19 protein-coding genes are annotated in these 19,799 nt (G+C 68.3%); 4 read left to right on the forward strand and 15 right to left on the reverse strand.

Annotation, left to right across the window (positions count from 1 at the left end):
* Positions 1-5 precede the first annotated feature (5 nt).
* From ABIE04_RS11495 to ABIE04_RS11525, 7 genes are all read right to left on the reverse strand, one after another.
* Positions 6-734: a UDP-2,3-diacylglucosamine diphosphatase gene (locus tag ABIE04_RS11495; protein WP_354550165.1), complete on the reverse strand. Its 729-nt coding sequence runs from the start codon at positions 732-734 to the stop codon at positions 6-8.
* Positions 735-741: 7 nt separating this feature from the next.
* Complete coding sequence (locus ABIE04_RS11500) at positions 742-1,467, reverse strand: peptidylprolyl isomerase (protein ID WP_354550167.1); 726 nt, start codon at positions 1,465-1,467, stop codon at positions 742-744.
* 69 nt (positions 1,468-1,536) lie between these two features.
* Positions 1,537-3,054 carry a Ppx/GppA phosphatase family protein gene (locus ABIE04_RS11505; protein ID WP_354550169.1) on the reverse strand — a complete coding sequence of 506 codons (1,518 nt, stop codon included), beginning with the start codon at positions 3,052-3,054 and terminating at the stop codon, positions 1,537-1,539.
* 85 nt (positions 3,055-3,139) lie between these two features.
* Positions 3,140-5,242 (reverse strand): polyphosphate kinase 1, encoded by a 2,103-nt coding sequence (gene ppk1 / locus ABIE04_RS11510; RefSeq protein WP_354550171.1) that lies wholly within the window; start codon positions 5,240-5,242, stop codon positions 3,140-3,142.
* A gap of 52 nt (positions 5,243-5,294) precedes the next feature.
* Positions 5,295-6,563: a phosphate regulon sensor histidine kinase PhoR gene (gene phoR / locus ABIE04_RS11515; protein ID WP_354550173.1), complete on the reverse strand. Its 1,269-nt coding sequence runs from the start codon at positions 6,561-6,563 to the stop codon at positions 5,295-5,297.
* Between the two features lie 73 nt (positions 6,564-6,636).
* Positions 6,637-7,326: a phosphate regulon transcriptional regulator PhoB gene (gene phoB, locus ABIE04_RS11520; protein ID WP_354550175.1), complete on the reverse strand. Its 690-nt coding sequence runs from the start codon at positions 7,324-7,326 to the stop codon at positions 6,637-6,639.
* A gap of 73 nt (positions 7,327-7,399) precedes the next feature.
* A complete protein-coding gene (locus ABIE04_RS11525; protein ID WP_354550177.1) occupies positions 7,400-9,022 on the reverse strand; it encodes a M48 family metalloprotease in 1,623 nt (540 codons plus the stop codon).
* A 111-nt stretch (positions 9,023-9,133) separates the two neighbouring features.
* On the opposite strand from ABIE04_RS11525, the gene grxC reads away from it, so the two are divergent.
* The 4 genes from grxC (at position 9,134) to ABIE04_RS11545 (ending at position 12,270) form a co-directional block, all read left to right on the forward strand.
* Positions 9,134-9,397: a glutaredoxin 3 gene (grxC, locus tag ABIE04_RS11530; protein ID WP_354550179.1), complete on the forward strand. Its 264-nt coding sequence runs from the start codon at positions 9,134-9,136 to the stop codon at positions 9,395-9,397.
* On the forward strand, positions 9,394-9,774 hold the full coding sequence (locus ABIE04_RS11535) for a carboxymuconolactone decarboxylase family protein (protein ID WP_354550181.1): 381 nt from the start codon (positions 9,394-9,396) through the stop codon (positions 9,772-9,774). Before grxC ends, ABIE04_RS11535 begins: the two co-directional genes overlap by 4 nt.
* Before the next feature lie 192 nt (positions 9,775-9,966).
* The gene (locus tag ABIE04_RS11540) at positions 9,967-10,980 is read left to right on the forward strand and encodes an isocitrate dehydrogenase (protein ID WP_354550183.1); all 1,014 of its coding nucleotides are present in this window, start codon (positions 9,967-9,969) and stop codon (positions 10,978-10,980) included.
* 111 nt (positions 10,981-11,091) lie between these two features.
* Complete coding sequence (locus ABIE04_RS11545) at positions 11,092-12,270, forward strand: helix-turn-helix domain-containing protein (RefSeq protein WP_354550185.1); 1,179 nt, start codon at positions 11,092-11,094, stop codon at positions 12,268-12,270.
* Here the strand turns inward: ABIE04_RS11545 and ABIE04_RS11550 are convergent.
* The 8 genes from ABIE04_RS11550 to ABIE04_RS11585 form a co-directional block, all read right to left on the reverse strand.
* Positions 12,233-13,624 (reverse strand): serine hydrolase domain-containing protein, encoded by a 1,392-nt coding sequence (locus tag ABIE04_RS11550; protein WP_354550187.1) that lies wholly within the window; start codon positions 13,622-13,624, stop codon positions 12,233-12,235. The genes ABIE04_RS11545 and ABIE04_RS11550 overlap by 38 nt on opposite strands.
* Positions 13,625-13,747: 123 nt before the next feature.
* Entirely contained in the window at positions 13,748-14,068 is a 321-nt protein-coding gene (locus ABIE04_RS11555) for a hypothetical protein (protein ID WP_354550189.1), read from the reverse strand.
* Between the two features lie 12 nt (positions 14,069-14,080).
* Entirely contained in the window at positions 14,081-14,536 is a 456-nt protein-coding gene (locus ABIE04_RS11560) for a carboxymuconolactone decarboxylase family protein (RefSeq protein WP_354550191.1), read from the reverse strand.
* Positions 14,537-14,572: 36 nt separating this feature from the next.
* Positions 14,573-15,478 carry an RNA polymerase sigma factor SigJ gene (gene sigJ / locus ABIE04_RS11565; protein ID WP_354550193.1) on the reverse strand — a complete coding sequence of 302 codons (906 nt, stop codon included), beginning with the start codon at positions 15,476-15,478 and terminating at the stop codon, positions 14,573-14,575.
* Positions 15,479-15,550: 72 nt separating this feature from the next.
* Positions 15,551-16,510, reverse strand: coding sequence for an aspartyl/asparaginyl beta-hydroxylase domain-containing protein (locus ABIE04_RS11570; protein WP_354550195.1), 960 nt, complete (start codon positions 16,508-16,510; stop codon positions 15,551-15,553).
* A gap of 63 nt (positions 16,511-16,573) precedes the next feature.
* On the reverse strand, positions 16,574-17,671 hold the full coding sequence (locus tag ABIE04_RS11575; protein ID WP_354550197.1) for a methyltransferase: 1,098 nt from the start codon (positions 17,669-17,671) through the stop codon (positions 16,574-16,576).
* A 99-nt stretch (positions 17,672-17,770) separates the two neighbouring features.
* The gene (locus tag ABIE04_RS11580; protein ID WP_354550199.1) at positions 17,771-19,153 is read right to left on the reverse strand and encodes a PhoH family protein; all 1,383 of its coding nucleotides are present in this window, start codon (positions 19,151-19,153) and stop codon (positions 17,771-17,773) included.
* A 64-nt stretch (positions 19,154-19,217) separates the two neighbouring features.
* Positions 19,218-19,679, reverse strand: a complete 462-nt coding sequence (locus ABIE04_RS11585) for a peroxiredoxin (RefSeq protein ID WP_354550201.1) — start codon at positions 19,677-19,679, stop codon at positions 19,218-19,220.
* Between the last annotated feature and the right edge of the window lie 120 nt (positions 19,680-19,799).

The following is a 19,799-nucleotide window of genomic DNA, read 5'->3' on the forward strand; positions in this document are numbered from 1 at the left end:
GCGCTTCATTTCACTGCCAGCCCGCACAGTTCGGCCCCGTCCGCATCCACCCGCAGCACCGACCCCTGCTCGTACCAGTCGCCCAGCACGATCCGCTGCGCGGGCGCGCCGTCGAGCTGGAAATCGTGCACGGCCGGGCGATGCGTATGCCCGTGGATCAGCCGGGTCACACCCGCCTTGCGCATGGTTTCGGCTACGGCGTCGGCGTTGACGTCCATGATGCTTTCCATCGTGTTGCCGGTGTGCGCCTTGCTGTCTTCGCGCGCCTTGGCGGCGAACGTGCGGCGGGCCTGCAGCGGCATCGCCAGAATCTGCGCCTGCCACTCGGGCGTGCGCACCTGTCTGCGCACGGCCTGGTAGGCGATGTCGTCGGTGCACAGCACGTCGCCGTGCATCAGCAGGGTGCGGCGGCCGTGGATGTCGTGCACGGTGCCGTCGTCGAGCAGGGTCAGGCCGGCGCGTGCGGCGAACGCCTGGCCGAGCAGGAAGTCGCGGTTGCCGACCATGAAGTACACCGGCACGCCGGCGTCGCGCACGGCACGGGTGGCGGCGGCGATGCGCGCGGGCAACTCCGCGTCGTCGTCGTCGCCGACCCAGGCCTCGACCAGGTCGCCGAGGATGTACAGCGCGTCGGCGTGGCGGACTTCATCGCTGGCCAGGTAGTGTTCGAACAGGTCGGTGATCTGCGGGCGGCTGGGATCCAGGTGCAGGTCGGCGATTAACAGGGTGGCCATCGTGATGTCAGCCCTTGCTGGCCGGCTTGGCCGCTTTCCTGCCCGGTTTGGCGGCGGCGGGCCGGGTCGGTGCCGACGCGGCGGTGGCTGGTGCTTCCGTACTGGCGGCGGGAGCCGGGGTTTCCTCACCGATCACGTGGGCGCTTTCGATCAGCACCAGCGGGTTCGGCACGTCGCCGGCGAACGGGCCGAGTGCGCGGGTGGGCAGCGCGGCGATCTTGTCGACCACGTCCATGCCCTTGATCACCTTGCCGAACACGGTATAGCCCCAGGTCAGCCCGCTCTGGTTGCCGACGAAGTCCAGCCGGCGGTTGTCGACCAGGTTGAAGAAGAACTGCGCGGTGCCGGAATTCGGGTCGGCGCCGCGGGCGACGGCGATGGTGCCGCGCAGGTTGGACAGGCCGTTGTCCGCCTCGCTGGCGACGGCCGATCGCGTGCGCTTGGGCTGCAGGTCGCGGGTGTACAGCCCGCCCTGCACCAGGTAGCCGGGGATGGCACGGTGCAGCAGGGTGCCGTCGTAGAAACCGTCGCGCACGTATTGCAGGAAATTGGCCACGCTCTTCGGCGCCTTGTCCGGGTACAGCTCCAGCGTGATGTCGCCCTGCGAGGTGCGCAGCACGACCTGCGGCGGTGGCGTGGCGGCCGTGGCGGCGGCTGGCGCCGGTTTGACGGTCTGTGCCGCCAGCGTCGGCGGCAGGATCAGGAGCAGCGTGGCGAGCAGGGATTTCAACATGGGCATCAAGATGGTCTGGGCGTCAGGACATGATACGCGGCCGCGGCGGAACCTGGCTTGTCGGCGCGGTCAGCTGCTGGAGATGTCCAGCTTGATGCCCAACTCGGCCATCGGCGATTGTTCCTGCTGCAGATCGGCTTCGCTGAGCGGGTGCTGCTCGAACCAGGTCAGCGGCAGGGTCAGCCGCAGCGATTTGCTGCTGGCGGCCAGGCGCATTTGCGGCAACGACTCGGCACGGCGTGCGCGGCGGAACAGTACGGCCAGGCGCAACAGGGCGGTGGTGTAGCGGGCCAGCTGGCGATAGCGCTGCGGCAAGGTGGCGACCACCGCCCTGTCCGGCTTGCGCCGGTGCATCTCCACCACGGCCGCCAGCAACTGCTGCTCCTGCCGCGAGAAGCCGGCCAGGTCGGCGTGGCGCAGGATATAGGCGCCATGGTGGTGGTGCTGGCTATGCGCGATGGCCAGGCCGATCTCGTGCACGCGCGAGGCCCACGACAGCCACTCGCGGGCATCGGAGTCCAGTTTCCAGGCGCGCGCGACCTGGTCGAACAGCAGCAGGGCGGTCGACTCGACCCGGCGCGCCTGGGCGCGATCCACGCCGTAGCGGGTGGCCAGCGCGTCGATGCTGGCGGTGCGCGGGTCGCTGCCGCCGGCGCGGCCGAGCAGGTCCCACAGCAGGCCTTCGCGCATCGAGCTTTCGCATACGCGCAGCCGTTCGATGCCGAGCGCGGCGAAGGCCGCCTCGAAGATCACCACGCCGCCGGCGATCACCGGCGCGCGCTCTTCGACCAGGCCGGGCAGCTTCAGCGTACCGATCTGGCCATGCTCGATCAGCGCGTCGCTGAGCGCGGCGAGCGAGGCCGGCGTGATGCCGTCGTCGGAGAATTTCATCGCCTGCACCACCGCGCCGATCGACTTGGCGGTGCCGGAGGATCCGTAGGCGTCCTGCCAGCCCGACTCGCGGAAGTCTTCGGCGAACTGCTGCAGCAGCACGCCGATCTCGCTGCGCGCGCGCTGCCAGCGCTTGCGGGTGAGCTTGCCGCCGGGGAAGAAACGCAGCGTCGAGGCGATGCAGCCGGCCTGCACGCTCTCGGTGTGCAGCGGCGCCAGCCCGCGGCCGATGATGAACTCGGTGCTGCCGCCGCCCACGTCGATCACCAGCCGCGGTTCGCGCGAGGCGGGCAGGTCGTGCGCCGCGCCGAGGAAGATCAGGCGGCCTTCCTCGCGCCCGGAGACCACCTCGATCGGGTGGCCGAGTGCGGCCTCGGCGGTGGTCAGGAAGGTCTGCGGCGAGGCCAGCCGGCGCACCGTGTTGGTGGCCACCGCGCGCACCCGTATCGACGGCAGGCCGGCGATGCGCTGGCCGAAACGGGCCAGGCAGGCCATCGCGCGGGCGCGCCGTTCGGCATCCAGGGTACCGTCGGCGCGCAGGCCGGCGGCCATCCGCACGGTGTCGCGCAGTCGGTCGATCACGCGCGGCTCGCCGTGTTCCATGCGCGCCACCACCAGGTGGAAGCTGTTCGAGCCCATGTCCACGGCGGCGATCAGTTCGCCGTCGCGGATCGGTGTCTGTTCGGCTGGACTCACGCCCGGATTCCCGCGACGGCAAAGCGCGGATTCTCGCACGCATGCGCGGGATGGAGAAAACGGTAGTCCATGCGGATGGTGCGGTTCATTGGCAGTAGCGTTCGAGCAGACCCGACTGCGCGCTGTACGGCGGGTTGTCGCCGGGCTCGGCGCGCACGTAGCGGCCGTCGCCGCCGAGCAGCCAGGCCTGGGTGTTGTCGGCCAGGCCGTTGGCCAGGGTTTCCTCGAACACGCGCGCGGCCAGCTCGGGGTCGAGGATCGGGAACGCCACCTCGATCCGCCGCATCAGGTTGCGCTCCATCCAGTCCGCGCTGGCGCAGTAGATCTCGGGGTCGCCGTCGTTGGCGAACCAGTACACCCGGCTGTGTTCGAGGAAGCGCCCCACGATCGAGCGCACGCGGATGCGCTCGGAAATGCCGGGCAGGCCGGGACGCAGGGTGCACGCGCCGCGCACGATCAGGTCGATCTCCACGCCGGCCTGCGAGGCGCGGTACAGCGCCTCGATCACGCGCGCCTCGTTCAGCGCGTTGAGCTTGGCGACGATGCGCGCGGGGCGGCCGGCCTGCGCGTGCGCCGTCTCGCGCTCGATCTTGGCCAGCACGCTGGGATACAGCGTGAACGGCGAATGCAGCAGCCGCTTCAGCTCGATGATCGGGCCCAGGCCGGACAGCTGCTGGAACACCTTGTGCAGGTCTTCGCCGATCTCCGGGTTCGCCGTCATCAGGCCGATGTCGGTGTACATCCGGCTGTTGGCCTGGTGGTAGTTGCCGGTGGACAGGTGCACGTAGCGGCGCAGCGTGTCGCCCTCGCGGCGCACGATCAGCATCATCTTGGCGTGGGTCTTGTAGCCGACCACGCCGTAGACCACCTGCACACCGGCCTCCTGCAGGCGCGTGGCCAGGCGGATGTTGGCCTCCTCATCGAAACGCGCGCGCAACTCGATCACCACGGTGACGTCCTTGCCGTTGCGCGCCGCTTCCACCAGCAGGTCGACCAGCGGCGTGTCCTCGCCGGCGCGGTACAGGGTCTGCTTGATCGCCAGCACCTGCGGGTCGGCGGTGGCCTGGCGCAGCAGGTCGATCACCGCGGCGAAGCTCTGGTACGGGTGGTGCAGCAGCACGTCGCGCTGGCCGATCAGGTCGAACTTGTTGCGCCCGCTCTCGAGCGCCGGCGGCAGCTGCGGGTTGAAGCGCGGGAACTTCAGTTCCGGCCGGTCCAGCCAGTCATAGATGAGGCCCGCGCGGATGATGTTGACCGGGCCGTCGCAGCGGTACACGTCGGCGTCGTCCAACTGGAAGTTCTGGGTCAGCATCGCGGTGATCGCCTTCGGGCAATCGTTGGCGATCTCCAGCCGCACGGGGCGCGCATAACCACGCCCGACCAGTTCCTCGCTGAGCGCGAGGGCCAGGTTCTCCACCTCAGCCTCCTCGACGATCAGCTCGCTGTTGCGGGTGACCCGGAACTGGTACGAGCCGACCACCTTGAGGCCGGGGAACATCAGGTCGACGAAGGCCTGCAGCAGTTCGGCGAGGAACACGAAATGCTCGCCCGGGCCGCTGACTTCGGCCGGGACGCGGATGATCCGCGGCAGCGAACGCGGCGCCCGCACCAGCGCCATGTGGCCTTCGTGGCCGAACGCGTCGCGGCCGCGCAGCACCACCGCGATGTTCAGCGTCTTGTTGAGGATGCGCGGGAACGGGTGCGCCGGGTCCAGTCCCAGCGGCGACAGCACCGGCAGCACCTCGTGCTCGAAGTAGCCGCGCAGCCAGCGGTGCTGGCGCGGGTTCCAGCGCTTGCGGGTGAGGATGTGGATCTGCTCGGCGTCGAGCTGCGGGCCGATCTGCTCCTGCCAGGCGGCGTAGACCTCGGCGACCAGGTCCAGCACGCGGCTGCGGATGCGCGCCAGCAGTTCGCCGGAAGGAATGCCGTCCGGCCCCGGGGCGGCCGAGCCGTAGGCGTGGTGATGCTTGAGCATCGCCACGCGCACCTCGAAGAACTCGTCGAGATTGTTCGCCACGATGCTCAGGTAGCGCAGCCGCTCCAGCAGCGGCACGGCGGCGTCGCGGGCCATCGCCAGCACGCGGAAATTGAACTCCAGCGCGGCCAGTTCACGGCTGAGGTAAAGGCCGGGGGTGGTCAGGTCGGTGGCGTCGGGCGATGCGGACGATGTGGGAGAGGGCTGGGCCATGCCGCATTCTGGCGCATGGCCTGGGCCATTGCATGCCGCGCCGCCGCGGCCTTCAGCTTTCGTCGCTGCTGCCGGGAGTCAGCAGGCGGGCCGCGCCGAAATGGCAGGAGAAGGTGGAGCCGACGCCCGGCGCACTCTCGATGCGCAGTTGTGCCCGGTGCAGGTTCAGTACGTGCTTGACGATCGACAGGCCCAGGCCGGTGCCGCCGCTGTCGCGCGAGCGGCTGGAGGAGACCCGGTAGAAACGTTCGGTAAGCCGGGCCAGGTGCGAGGCCGGGATGCCGAAGCCGGTGTCGCTGACCGAATACACCGCGCCTTCGGGCTCGCGCTGCCAGCGGATCGTGATGCTGCCGCCGGCCGGGGTGTAGCGCACCGCGTTGCTGGCCAGGTTCGACAACGCGCTGTGCAGGTCCTTCGGCGAGCCGAGCAGGTCCGCCTCGGCGGTGGATTCCAGCACGATGCGATGGCGGCCCTGGCTGAGCGCCTCGGCTTCCTTGCGCACGGTGGCCAGCAGGGCCGCCATCGGCACGCGTTCGTCGATGACCTCGTGCTGGGTTTCCAGCCGCGACAAGGTCAGCAGGTCTTCCACGATCTGGCCCATCCGTTTCGACTGCGTGCGCATCTCGCCCAGCACCGCCGCCAGCTCGGGCACGTCCTCCGGGTCGAGCAGTTCGAGGTAGCCGTGGATCACCGTCAGCGGCGTGCGCAACTCGTGCGACACGTTCGCCACGAAGTCGCGGCGCACCTGTTCGAGCCGGTTCAGATGGCTGATGTCGTGCGCCAGCAGCAGTTGCTCCTGGTCGCCGAACGGCAGCAGGCTGACATTGAGTTGGCTGTCCGCCCGGCCGGGGGCGGCGGCGTCGGCGAGCGGCTCATGCGCGCCGTCGCGCAGCCAGGTGGCCAGTTCCGAGCCGGCCAGCCGCTGCTGCAGCGACGCGCCGCGATCATCCGGGCGGCGCAGCCCGAGCAGGTTCTCGGCGGCGTGGTTGAACCAGCGGATCTGCTGCTGCCGGTCGAGCAGCACCACCGCATCCGGCAACTGGCTGGCGGCATTGCGCAGGTCACGCAGAGAGGAGGCGATGCGGCGGGAACGCGTCATGAAACGGTCATGCTGGAGAGGGCTGACGGCAGTCGGTGCAGTCATCATGGCCCGCGCTTGATGACGGATCCGGGTCAGCAGCAAGACGACTTCGGCCACGGCGACCAAGGCGACGCCTGCGGCCACGCGCCCACCGGCAAGCCAGCCCAGCACGGCGCCGGCGCACAGCGCTGCGGCGAGTGCCGCGGGCAGTTTCCAGGAAGGCGTGCGGGGCGGAGTCATGCTGGCGCCGGAGTGTGGAAGGCGAGCCAGCATCGGCAAAAGCCGCGAAGACCGCAAGCTCGCCCGCGCCGGCTCAGGTGCTGGTGGAGAAGCGGTAGCCGGTGCCGCGCACGGTCTGCACCAGATCGTCCAGCTTCCACGGCTCCAGCGTCTTGCGCAGGCGGCGGATATGCACGTCGACGGTGCGCTCTTCCACGTACACGCTGCCGCCCCAGACGTGGTCGAGCAGCTGCGTGCGCGAGTAGACGCGCTCGGCATGGGTCATGAAGAAGTACAGCAGGCGGTATTCCGTCGGGCCGATCGGCACCGGTTCGTCGCCGGCGAACACGCGGTGCGCCGGGCCGTCGATGCGCAGGCCGCCCAGTTCGACCACGCCGGAGCCGTCGTCGCCCTGGCTGCGCCGCAGCACGGCCTTGATCCGGGCGATCAGCTCGCGGGTGGAAAAGGGTTTCACCACGTAGTCGTCGACGCCGGCTTCGAGGCCGTTGACGCGATCCATTTCCTCGCCGCGCGCGGTGAGCATGATGATCGGTATCTCGCGGCTGAGCTCTTCCTTGCGCAGGCGCCGGGCCAGTTCGAGGCCGCTCATGCCCGGCAGCATCCAGTCGAGCAGGATCAGGTCGGGCACCTGTTCGGCGAGCGCCAGCTGGGCGGCACGGGCATCGGCGGCCTGCATCGCGTCCATGCCGGCCTTGCGCAGGGCGAAGGCGATCATTTCGCGAATCGAGGTCTCGTCTTCAACGATCAGGATGCGTTTGTGCACGCCGTGGTCCGCCTTGGCTTGTGACGGGCATATTGCAGCGGATGGATGTTACGTGTCGATGACAGTGGCGTGCCTACTGCCGGGAGTCGCCGTCCGGGCTGTCTTCGGTCTTGATCTTGCGCTTGTGCAGTTCCAGCACCAGCGGGGTCAGCTCGGCGATGCGCGCCTGGATGCGCACCCGTGCGTAGTAGTCCAGGTCGTCGCGCTTGAGCAGCCGCTTGAGCTGTTCCATCGCATCGTACGGGCGGCCGGAATAGTAGCTGGCATCGGCGAAGGCCTCGCCGGCGCGCACGCTGTCGCCGGCCTTGTCGCTGGCGCGGGCATAGGTGCTGTAGATCTCCGGTTCGCTGGCATTGTCCAGCAACGGCCGCAGCAGGTTGGCGGCAAGGCGGGCCTGCTCCTGGTCGCCGCCGGCGGTGAGTGCCTTGGCATAGGCAAGCGCGACGGCGCGATTGCGCGGGGACTGGGTATTGAGCGCGGCGTACATCGCCAGGGCCGCGGCGCGCTGCCCGGCCTGCAGGCGGGCGTCGGCCAGCGCCAGCTTCAGGATCAGGTTTTCCGGGTGGGATTGCAGCAGCGGTTGCAGCTGTTCGATCGCCGCGGCGCCGCGGCCGCTGCGGGTGAGCGCCAGCGCATAGCCGTAGCGGTTCGCCGGTGTATTGAAGTCCTGCCGTGTCTGCAGGCTGGCGCTGTAGTAGGTGGCCAGCTTGGTCGCATCGCCGGCCAGCACGCGAACGCGCTCGCGCATCAGGGCATAGGTGTTCAGGTGGCCGCGGGCGGGCGGCTGGAACAGCGTGGTGGGATCTTTCACGAACGCGATCGGCGCGGTGCTTTTCTCCCACTGCAGCTTGTCCATGATGCTGCCGGAGGGACGCAGCTTCTGCGCGGCGATCAGCGCGTCGGCACGCGCCTTCGCGTCGCTGATCCGCATCGTCGTCACCGGGTGCGTCTGCAGCAGGGCCGGCACGTCCTCGCCACCGGCGCCGGCGCTCATGACGTCTTGCATGCGCTGGAAGAAGCCGGCCATCGCGTTCGGGTCGAAGCCGGCCTTGGCCAGCGTCTGGATGCCGACGCGGTCGGCCTCGATCTCGTCCTTGCGGGTGAAGTTGATCGACTTCTGCGCGATCAGGCCCTGGCCGCCGGCCAGCACCGCCATCGGCGCGTCGCCGCTGCGGCTGCTGGCGCCGGCGGCGATCGCGCCCAGCAGCACCAGCGCCATCAGTGGCGCGTCCTTCTTCGAATCCTCGAACGCGCGCTGCAGGTGGTTCTGGGTGATGTGGCCGATTTCGTGCGCGACCACGCCGGCCAGCTCACTCTCGTCGCGGGTGATCGTCATCAGCCCGGCGTTCACCGCGATGTAGCCGCCGGGCGCGGCGAATGCGTTGATTTCCTGGTCCTTGACGACGAAGAACGCGAAGTGTTCCTTGGGCTTGTCGCTGCTGGCGACCAGCCGGTAGCCGAGGTCGTTGATGTAGTCGTCCAGCAGCGGGTCGTCCACCACCATGTCCAGCGCACGCATCTGGCGCAGCATGGAGGCGCCGTAATCCTGCGCCTCCTGCGGCGAGATCAGCGCGTTCGCCGAACTGCCCAGGTCGGGCAGGTGCACGTCCTGCTGCGCGCCGGCGGCGCAAGCCAGCCCGGCGGTGATCAGCGCCGTCAGCAGGCGCGGTGCGAGTCGTCGTGGTGCCATGCTCATAAGGTGGGTGACAATAGCATTGTGACCGTGGTCTGCCGCGTCGGTTCCGCTTGAGCTGGTGGCGCGCGACCCCATTTAATGGTGGCCTTTTCCAAGTTGCGGAGTGTCGTGATGTCCAAGATCGAGGTCTATTCCACCGCGGTGTGCCCCTACTGCGTGGCGGCCAAGAACCTGCTCAAGTCCAAGGGGCTGGAGTGGACCGAGGTGCGTGTCGATACCGACATGGCGCAGCGCGAGGCGATGCTGGCGCGCAGTGGCGGGCATCGCACGGTGCCGCAGATCTTCATCAACGACCAGTTTGTGGGCGGCTATGACGAGCTCGTCGCCGCCGATCGCAGCGGCAAGCTGGCCGAGTTGCTGGAGCAGGCGGCATGAGCGACAAACTTGCCGAATTCACCGCGTTCCGCCAGCGCATGAACGAGCGCATCCTGGCCGAGGACAACCAGGTCGTGCGGCGCTTTTTCGCGCTGGACACGCAGACCTACAAGGCCGGCGCGCTCGACGTGAAGACCAAGGAGATGCTGGGCCTGGTCGCCTCGATGGTGCTGCGCTGCGACGATTGCATCAGCTACCACGTGGCCCAGTGCAAGGAAGCGGGCGTGCAGCGCGACGAGTTCTTCGAGGTGTTCAGCGTGGGCCTGGTGGTGGGCGGCTCGATCGTGATCCCGCACCTGCGCCGCGCGGTGGATCTGCTCGATCAGCTCGAATCGGGTGCCGGAGACGACCCGGCCGCCTGCGCCGATCACGCCTGAACGTAGCCGCCACGGCCGCATGAAGCGGCCGCCTGCGGCTTTTTGCAATGCTGCATGCGAGTATTTTCAACGTCTTGCAGGGCGTTCGCCCTGTTCGCGCGGGGGCTTATCGGCGATAATTGAACGGTTTCGGTACGTGCCCATCCCCATGCGCACGTACCGCCCGTGGTTTTCGTTTCAAGGAGTTCCCCCATGAGCAAGACGATTGCCGTGATCCCCGGCGACGGCATCGGCCCGGAGATCATGACCGCCACGCTGCGCGTGCTCGACGCGCTGGACTGCGGCCTTTCCTACGACTTCGTCGACGCCGGCATGGTCGCGCTGGACAAGCACGGCGACCTGCTGCCCAAGGCCACGCTGGACAAGATCGCCGAGCACAAGGTCGCGCTGAAGGGCCCGCTGACCACGCCGATCGGCGGCGGCTTCACCTCGGTGAACGTGACCCTGCGCCGCCATTTCGACCTGTACGCGAACGTGCGCCCGGCGGTGAGCTTCCCTGGCACCAAGTCGCGGTACGAGAACATCGACATCATCACCGTGCGCGAGAACACCGAGGGCGCGTACCGCTCCGAGGGGCAGACCCTGTCCGCCGACGGCGAGATCGCCGAGTCGGTCGCGCGCAACACGCGCAAGGGCAGCAGCCGCATCGTGCGCTACGCGTTCGAGCTGGCGGTGAAGAAGGGCCGCAAGAAGGTCACCGCAGTGCACAAGGCGAACATCCTGAAGACCAGCTCGGGCCTGTTCCTCAATGTGGCGCGCGAGATCGCGAAGGAATACCCGCAGATCGAGTTCAACGAGATGATCGTGGACAACACCTGCATGCAGCTGGTGATGAAGCCCGAGCAGTTCGACGTGATCGTCACCACCAATTTATTCGGCGACATCCTGTCCGATCTGTGCGCCGGCCTGGTCGGCGGCCTCGGCTTGGCGCCGGGCGACAACATCGGCGAGCACGCGGCGATCTTCGAGGCCGTGCATGGCTCGGCGCCGGACATCGCCGGCAAGGGCATCGCCAATCCGTGCGCGCTGCTGCTGGCGGCGGCCGACATGCTCGACTACCTGGACATGGTGGCCAAGGGCGACCGCTTGCGCCAGGCGATCCGCGACACCATGACGAACGACCGCGACAGCGTGACGCCGGACCTGGGCGGCAAGGGCAGCACCAGCAGCTTTGCCGACGCGATCGTGAAACGCCTCGCGGCCTGAGTGGGTACGATCCAACGAAAAAGCCGCGGTCGCCCCGCGGCTTTTTTGTTGGATCGCGCCGGTCGAGCGGCTAGGCTTTCGGCCAGTCTCATGCGACCGCCGGAATCCCCGATGCCATCCCAGGTGATCCCCAACCAGGCCTACGCGTTCTGGGTATTCGTCTACATCGCCGCTGCCGTGCAGGCGGCGTTGCTGGCGCTGGCGCTGTGGCGGCGGCCGGTGAACACCGGGGCGAACCGGGTGCTGGCGGTGTGGGTCGCGCTGACCGGCATGGACCTGCTGGTCAAGGCCGTGTACTGGAACTCGCTGTCGCCGGAGTGGTTCAGGGCGTACCGCTTCGTCGCGCTGTTTCCGTTCCTCTACGGCAGCCTGTTCTACGTCTATGCGCGTGCGCTGATCGAGGCCCGCGGCTTTCGCCTGCGCGACGGCGTGCACCTGCTCGGTTTCGGCGTGATGCTGGCGCTGAATGCGCATGTGCTGCTGCTGAGCGACCAGCAGATGCAGGCGTTGTCCGCGCGCTGGGTGGCGGGCGAAAAGACCATCGGTTCCTGGTTCGACGTTCCCTTGTTCGTCTACAGCCTGTCGTACGTGGCGGCCGCACTGATGCGCGTGCACCGCTACCGCCGCCGGCTGCGCGAGCGGCGCTCGGATGCCGACCGCCTGTCGCTGCGCTGGATCGACGTGATGGCGGCTTGCCAGGTCGTCATCTGGGTCATCGCCACCACGCAATGGCTGGCGACACTGCCGGGCATCGACTACCGCCTGCTGTTCGGCGCGGTCGCCGCGTGGGTGTGCGTGGTCGGCTGGCTCAGCCTGAACCAGCCGCCGGTGGCGAGCGAGCCGGCCGCGGTCGGCGGGGAGGCGGCGCCGCCGGACACGACGGATTCCGACGATGCGCGTTTCCCCGCGGTGGAGGCGCGCCTGGCGCAGCTGATGGACGGCGACGAGGCGCTCTATCGCGAGCCGGCGCTCACCATCGGGCAGGTGGCGAAGCGCAGCGGCTATCCCGAGTACCTGGTGTCGGCGGTGATCAACCGGCGCTTCGGCGGCACGTTCTGGGATTACATCAACCGCCTGCGGGTCGAGGCGGTGCGCGCGCATCTGGCCGATCGCGGCGACGCGCGCACCATCCTCGACATCGCCTACGACTGCGGCTTCACCTCGAAGTCCACCTTCAACGCCGCGTTCAAGCGGCAGGTGGGCGAGACGCCGAGCAGTTACCGCAAGGTGGCCGCATCGCAGCCGACGACGGTCATGCCTGCGGCGGCCGATGATGCAGCGCGGCGATGATCGCGGCGACCATGTCTTCCGTCCCGGTGCCGTAGTCGATCGAGATGCCCATGCGCACCACCACCAGCCGCTCCGACGGCACGATCACCACGTATTGCCCCAGCGCGCCGCGCGCGTAGTACATGTCCTTCGGCAACCGCGGCATGCCCCACGGCGCATTCCACACCGGCACGCTGCCCTCGCTCACCAGGTTGGTCCAGAAGCCGGCGCCATAACCGGTTTGCAGGGTTTGCGAATGGCTGTACGCCACCCAGCCTTCGGGCAGGATGCGCCGCCCGTCGACCACGCCGTCGTCGAGATAGAGCTGACCGAATCGGGCGAAGTCGCGGGCCGAGGCGTAGACGTTGCTGGCACCGAGCGGCGTGCCGGTGGCGTCGGTCTCGATCACTGCGCTGCGCATGCCCAGCGGCGCGAACAGTTCGCGGCGCACGAAGCGCCCGGCGTCGACGGCGTTGCCGCCGGCCGCGTCACGGATCACCCGCGAGAGCAGCACGTAGCTGAGGTTGCTGTAGCCCCAGGTGGTGCCGGGCGGATGGGCCAGCGGCATGCGCGCCGCGTACCCGGCCATGTCGCGCTCGAGGAACAGCATGCGCGTCATCGGGCTGATCGCGCCGTCGGTTTCGTCGAACGGCAGGCCGCTGTCCATGCGCAGCAACTGGTCGACGGTGATCGCATGGTGCGGGTCGGCCGGTGAGCGCCAGGCGGCGATCGGCGCGGGCTGGTCCAGCCGCAACTTGCCCTCGCGCACCAGGATGCCGATCAGGGCGCTGACCACCGATTTCGTCAGCGAATGGGCGTAGATCGGCGTGTCCGGCCCGTAGCCGGGGGCGTAACGCTCGGCGATCAGTTCGCCGTCGTGCAGCACGACAACCGCCTTGGTCAGGCGCGGGTGGGCCGGGTCGGGTTCGGCGAAGGCCTGCTCGAGTGCGCGGCGGATGGCCGGGTCGGCCGGTTCGACCACGGTCGCCGGCCAGGCGCCGGCGATCGGCGCGGGCTCGAAGCCGGCCGCCTCGGGTACGGCGTCGTCGTCGTGCACGAGCAGGCAGCCGAGGCCTTCGCGGTACACCGCCCGCGCGCTGAAGTCGCCGAATACCGAGGTGCGCACTTCGCGCCTGGCGCGGTCCACCTCGTAGTGGATCGCCCAGCCGATGCTGCGCATCAGCGGCAGTTGCTCCTCCCGGAATGTCCGTTGCGGATCGACTCGCGAAACGAACGCGGCTGCGCACAGCGAGCGGCTGACCGAGCCGGTGGCGGTGTGGAACAGGTCCTTGCCGGCGGTCCCGATCCAGAGGGCGGCGGCAAGCAGGAAGACGAGCAGGGTGACGAGGGTGATCTTCAGGAGGCGCAAAGCCATGGTGGTCCGCCGGGTCGGTTGTCGGGTGGCCAGCATGGCGAATGCGGGGGTGGCGATCGTCCGATCCGGCGGAATCGTACGGGGCCGACGCGGCGTACGGGTGCGACCTGCCCGGCCCGGACGTCAGTCCAGCGAGCAACCGGCATCGGCGCAGCCGTTGAACTCGCGTTCGACGCGGCGGCGCAAAGCGGGAATCCGCAGCAACGGCAACAGTGGCCAGTACGCCGGGATCTGCCGACACAACAGGGCGAACCCGGCCGCGCCGCGCCGTATCGTGCCATGGCGAAGGTCCTGCACCACGACTTCACCGAAGCGCAGCGGACCCACGGGCGGGACGCCCGTGGAATCCTCGAAACGGCCCAGCCAGTCGAGCCGGCGGTGCAGCCGCGCATAGCGTGCGCATTTCGCGCAGTCCGGGTGGCGGTACAGCCTGATCGCGGCCACGGCGGTGGCCGTTCAGTGCTTGCCTGGCTTGTAGTGGCCGGGCTCCGCGCGCGAAGGGATGGCGATGCGGTTCCAGCCGTTGATCACGATCACCACCATGTTGAGGTCGATCAGCTCTTCCTCGCTGAACTGGGCGCGGGCCTCCTCGTAGACCTCGTCCGGCACGCCGTGGATCGGATCGAGCCGGGTCACCGCCTCGCACCAGGCCAGCGCGGCACGCTCGCGCGCAGTGTAGAACGGCGCCTCGCGCCAGGCCTGCAACACGTACAGGCGCTGCTCGGTCTCGCCGGCGGCGCGGGCGTCGTTGCTGTGCATGTCCAGACAGTAGGCACAGCCATTGAGCTGCGAGGCGCGCATCTGCACCAGTTCGATCAGGCTTTGCTCGAGGCCGCAGCTCCTGATGTAGTCGCCCAGGGCGAGCAGCGGTTTCAGGGCGTCGGGGCGTTTGTAGGCATTGAAGCGGGGCATGGGGTTCTCCGTGGGGTGGGCGGCCGGAGTGGCCGTTCAATGCAAGGACGTGGGCGGTGTCGATTTCGTGACAGCCGCCAGCCGGGCGAGCTTGCCGGGATGGCGCAGGGCGTGCACCGCGGTGATGCGCTCGCCGTCGTCGTCGATCCAGCTGGCCGAGATCAACGTGTCGCCATGCCAGCCGAGCAGCGCGGGCGTGCCGTTGAGCTGGCGGATCTCGTGGCGCACGCCGCCGTGCTTCTGCTGTTGCAGCGCGATCTGCATGTACAGCCGGGCCAGCCGCTCGGCGCCGTACAGCGGGTGCAGGGTGGCGCGTGCCAGGCCGCCGCCGTCGGAAACGCTCATGGCATCTTCGGCAAACAGGGCGCGCAGCGTGGCCATGTCGGGCTGCTGCAGCGCTTGAATGAAGCGTTCGAGCAGGCGCCGTTGGGTGTCGATGTTCGGCATCGCCTGGCGCGGTCGATCCTCGCGCAGCCGCTGCTTCGCCCGATGCACGCGCTGGCGGCAGGCGTCCTCGCTGATCTCCAGCATCGCGGCCGTCTCGGCATGGCTGTAGTCGAACACCTCGCGCAGCAGGAAGGCGGCGCGCTCCTCCGCGCTCAGCCGCTCCAGCAACAGCAGGAAGGTGAGGGTGAGGCTTTCGGCGCGTTCCAGTTGCGCCTCGGGCTGCTCGGATTCGGCGGCCAGCGGCTCCGGCAGCCACGGGCCGGGATAGTGCGCGCGTTCGGTCTTGGCCCGGCGCAGGCGGTCGAGTGCGATGCGCGTGGTCACGGTGACCAGCCAGGCTTCCGGGTCGTCCAGCGCGTCGGCATCCTGCGCGTGCCAGCGCAGCCAGGCGTCGTGCAGCACGTCCTCGGCGTCGCTGGGCGTGCCGAGCATGCGGTAGGCCAGGCCGAACAGGCGTGGGCGGTGTTGCTGGAACAGTGCGGTGTGCGGGTCCATGGCGTTCTCCATTGCGGCGTCCAGACAGGACGCGCGGGGATCACACGATGTGACCGCTCAGCGGAGCGTCACTTATCGAAACAGCGGCCACGGTGCCAGGAAGACCAGCCAGATCAGCAGCAGGATGCCGACGTACTTGCAGGCCTTGTACAGCTTCTTGTGCCGCCGCTTGAACTCGGCCTTGAAGCGGTTGCCGCCGGTATTCTTGCGGCGCTGGCTCAGCGCGAACAGGCGGTTCACGAAACCGGTCTTCTCCGTTTCGCCCTCGGTGTTTGGCGAAGCGGTGATCTTGCCCATGAACGCGCCGACCCGATGGTTGATCGCGCTCATCCAGCGCGTGCGCAGCGGGCGTTCGACGTCGGCGAACAGGATCACCCGGGTCTGGTCGGTGGTGTTCTCGGCCCAGTGCACGTAGGTCTCGTCGAACACCACGTCCTTGCCGTCGCCCCAGGCGTGTTCCTCGCCGTCGACGAAGATGCGGCAACCTGGCGAGTTCGGCGTGATCAGGCCCAGGTGGTAGCGCAGCGAACCGGCGAACGGGTCGCGGTGCGGGTTGAGCTTGCTGCCCGGCGGCAGCAGCGCGAACATCGCCGCCTTCACGCTGGGGATCGACTTCAGCAGGGCCACCGTCTGCGGGCACAGCGCCTCGGCCGAGGTCAGCGGCTCGCCGTACCACTTCAGGTAAAAGCGCTTCCAGCCCTGCTTGAAGAAGCTGTTGAAACTGGCGTCGTTGTTCTTCGCGGCGGCACGGATGTAGCCCTCGTCGAACAGGTGCGTCGCCTCGTCGCGGATGACCTGCCAGTTCGCCTGCAGCAGGTCCAGTTGCGGAAAGCCGCGGCGGTCGAGGATGGGTCGGGCCGGCACCGCCGAGAACGCGTACATCAGCAGGTTGTACGGCGCGAACACCGCCGAGTGGTCGACCAGCTGCCGATCGAAGCGCAGCCGCACGCGGCCGCGCAGGTGCACCAGCAGCACGCACAGCGCGAAGAAGGCGAACAAGGCCAGCAGGACGAGGCGGGGAGTGAGGATCATGTCGACGCTTTGCAACCGTGGAATGACTGTCAGGCAGGCATTCTACTCGCTTGGCCGCCGCGGCTAGCGCGGGGCCGCCGCGGCCTTCACCTGCTGTTCCCGGGTCAGCTCGACGTGCCGCTGCGGGCTGATCGGTTCGAACACCGGCTGCGCGGCAGCACCCTTGTGGCGCAGCGCGGCGATCATGTTGGCGGCAGGGTAGCGGCCGGCGGCGAGGGCGGCCACGTCGATCGCATGCATGCGATCGATCCATTCGCGGTCCTCCGCCAGCTGCGGGTCGAAATTGAAACCGATCCGCCGTTCGACGAACGGCATGATGGCGCCGCCGAAGCTGAAGAACAGCTCGAAATCGAACTCGGCCAGCAGGCAGGCCACGATGTCCTGCGCGCGCACGCCCTCGTTGGAATACGCGGCATGGTCGATCGGGCGGTAACGCGGCGATGCCGAATTGAAATGGCGGTCGTGGCGCTTGTTCGCCGGCAGGGTCGCCCACGCTTCCTGCACCACGGTTTCCACGTCGGGCCACAGCTGGTGGCCGTTGCGGCCGATGATGTCGGAGCTGAGCAGCACGCCTTGCGTGGCCAGCGAACGGCGCAGCGATCCGCAGAGGGTTTCCAGTTCGGTGACGTGGTGGAAGAACTGGTTGACGATGATGACGTCCTGCCCGGGCAGTTCGAACGGCAGGTTGCAGTCGCGTGCCTCGAACGCCATCAGCGCATCGACGCCGCGCTCCCGTGCCGCGGCGGCGGCGCAGCGCATCAGCGCCGCGTTGAAGTCCATACAGGTGATGTGCGCCGCGCTGCCGTCCGCCTGCAGCCGTGCGGCAAGCGCGATCTCCATGCCGCATGAGCCGGTGCCGACGCTGAGCACGCGCACCGGTGCGTTTGAGTCGGCGGCACGGCGCCGGATGTGGTCGAGGAAGAAACTTTCCGGCGAGCCGATGCCCAGCCGCTGCGCGTCCGGCGCCAGGAAGCGCCCCGACCAGTACGCGAAGATCGGCGGCAGCGTGTCGCCCTGGTATTGCGGGGTGACGCTGAACGCGATGCGTTCGGCCACGGCCAGCAGCCGGCGGCGAGCCGGTGCGGGCAGCGAGCGTGCCAGCAACGCGATGGCGCGCTTGGCCGGCAGCCGGTGGCGGTAGGCGAAATTCTTCAGCGACATGGAGGCGGTATCGGTCGGGTATGGCGGGGAATGGACAGGGCACGGAAGCGGGGCCTGCCGTCGCGCGGCAGGCCCCCGGCTAGCTTCCAGCTTCTGACGTTACAGCGTCTCCGCCGCGAAATCCGCCAGCCGCGAACGTTCGCCGCGGCGCAGAGTGATGTGCGCCGAATGCGCCCAGTTCTTGAAACGGTCCACCGCGTAGGTGAGGCCGGAGGTGGTTTCGGTGAGGTAGGGCGTGTCGATCTGTTCGACGTTGCCGAGGCAGACGATCTTGGTGCCGGGGCCGGCGCGGGTGATCAGGGTCTTCATCTGTTTCGGAGTGAGGTTCTGCGCCTCGTCGATGATCAGGTAGCGGTTGAGGAAAGTGCGCCCGCGCATGAAGTTCAGCGAGCGGATCTTGATGCGCGAGGCGAGCAGGTCGTTGGTGGCCTGGCGGCCCCAGCTGCCGCCGTCCTCGGGGTTGGTGAGCACTTCGAGGTTGTCGGTCAGCGCGCCCATCCACGGCGTCATTTTTTCTTCCTCGGTGCCGGGCAGGAAGCCGATGTCCTCGCCCACCGAGACGGTGGCGCGGGTCATGATGATCTCGCGGTAGCGCTGCTGGTCCATCACCTGGGCCAGGCCGGCGGCCAGCGCCAGCAGGGTCTTGCCGGTGCCGGCGTTGCCGAGCAGGGTGACGAAGTCGACATCCGGATCCATCAGCGCGTTGAGCGCGAAGTTCTGCTCGCGGTTGCGCGCGCCGATGCCCCACACGTGGTGATTCGCGTGCGAGTGGTCGTCCAGCAGGACCAGGGTGGCGCTGGCGTCGTCGACGTGCAGCACGCGCAGCTCGACCGCGTTCTCGCCCGGCAGGTACAGGCACTGGTTGGGATGCCAGTCGTCGTTCTCGCGCCGGTTCATTTCGTAGAACGTGCGGCCGCGTTCGGTCCAGGAGCGCACTTCCGGGTGCCGCTCCCAGAAGTCTTCCGGCAGCTGGGCGGAACCGGTGTAGAGCAGGGAGAAATCGTCCAGCGCGCGATCGTTCTCGTAATCCTCGGCGACGATGCCGTTGATGCTGGCCTTGATCCGGAGGTTGATGTCCTTGGTGACCAGGATGACGTCGCGGCCGGGGTTCTGGTCGCGCAGTTCGATCACCGCCGACAGGATCTGATTGTCCGCCTTGGCGTGGCCGTTGCTGCTGGTGCGGTGCTGGAAATACAGCCGGCCCACGGAGGTGCCGCGCTTGAGCTTGATGCCCTGCGGGTTGCTGAGCTCCAGCCCGTCGCCGAGGTCGTGCTGCTTGCCCAGTTCGATCAACTCGTTGAGGAAGCGGCTGACCTGGCGCCCGTTGCGCGAGACTTCCGAGGCGCCCTTCTTCTTTTCGTCCAGTTCCTCCAGCACGGTCATCGGGATGAAGACGTCGTGTTCCTCGAAGCGGAACAGCGAGGTCGGGTCATGCAGCAGGACGTTGGTGTCGAGAGCGTAGATGCGCTTGCTTCCGGTCATGCGGAAGTGTCCTCGCTGGTGGGTGGAAGGAACGGGCGGATGAAAGCCATGAGCGGCGGAGTGGTCACTGGGCGGGGATGGCGTCGAGCATGGCCTGGGCGTGGCCCGGGACTTTCACGCCGCGCCATTCGCGCGCCAGCTTCCCGTCGGGGTCGATCAGGAAGGTGCTGCGCACGATGCCCAGGTGGCGCTTGCCATAGAGCACCTTCTCGTGGATCACGTCGAACGCGTGGCACCAGGTTTCGTCGGCATCGGACACCAGCGGGAACGGCAGCTCCTGCTTCGCGGCGAAGTTGGCGTGCGATTTCGGGGAATCGCGCGACACGCCGATGACCTGCGCATGGCGTTCAAGGAAGGCCGGGTAGAGGTCGCGGAAATCCCTGGCTTCGCTGGTGCAGCCGGGCGTCGAGTCCTTCGGGTAGAAATACACCACGAGCCACTGGCCCTTGAGGCTGGCCAGCTTCAGTTCGCTGCCGTCGCCGGTGGTGCCTTTCAGCGGGGGCAGCTTCTTGCCGATTTCGGGCATGACGGATCCTGCACGGCGCTGCGGCGCCGTGATCGTTGGTGGAAAGTGGGGGTGACGCGGTTCGGACGAGGGGCGTCATGGCGCCCGGAGCGATCGGCATGAATCGATACGCTGGTTGCA

Source organism: Rhodanobacter soli (assembly GCF_040548735.1).
Lineage (GTDB): Bacteria > Pseudomonadota > Gammaproteobacteria > Xanthomonadales > Rhodanobacteraceae > Rhodanobacter > Rhodanobacter soli_A.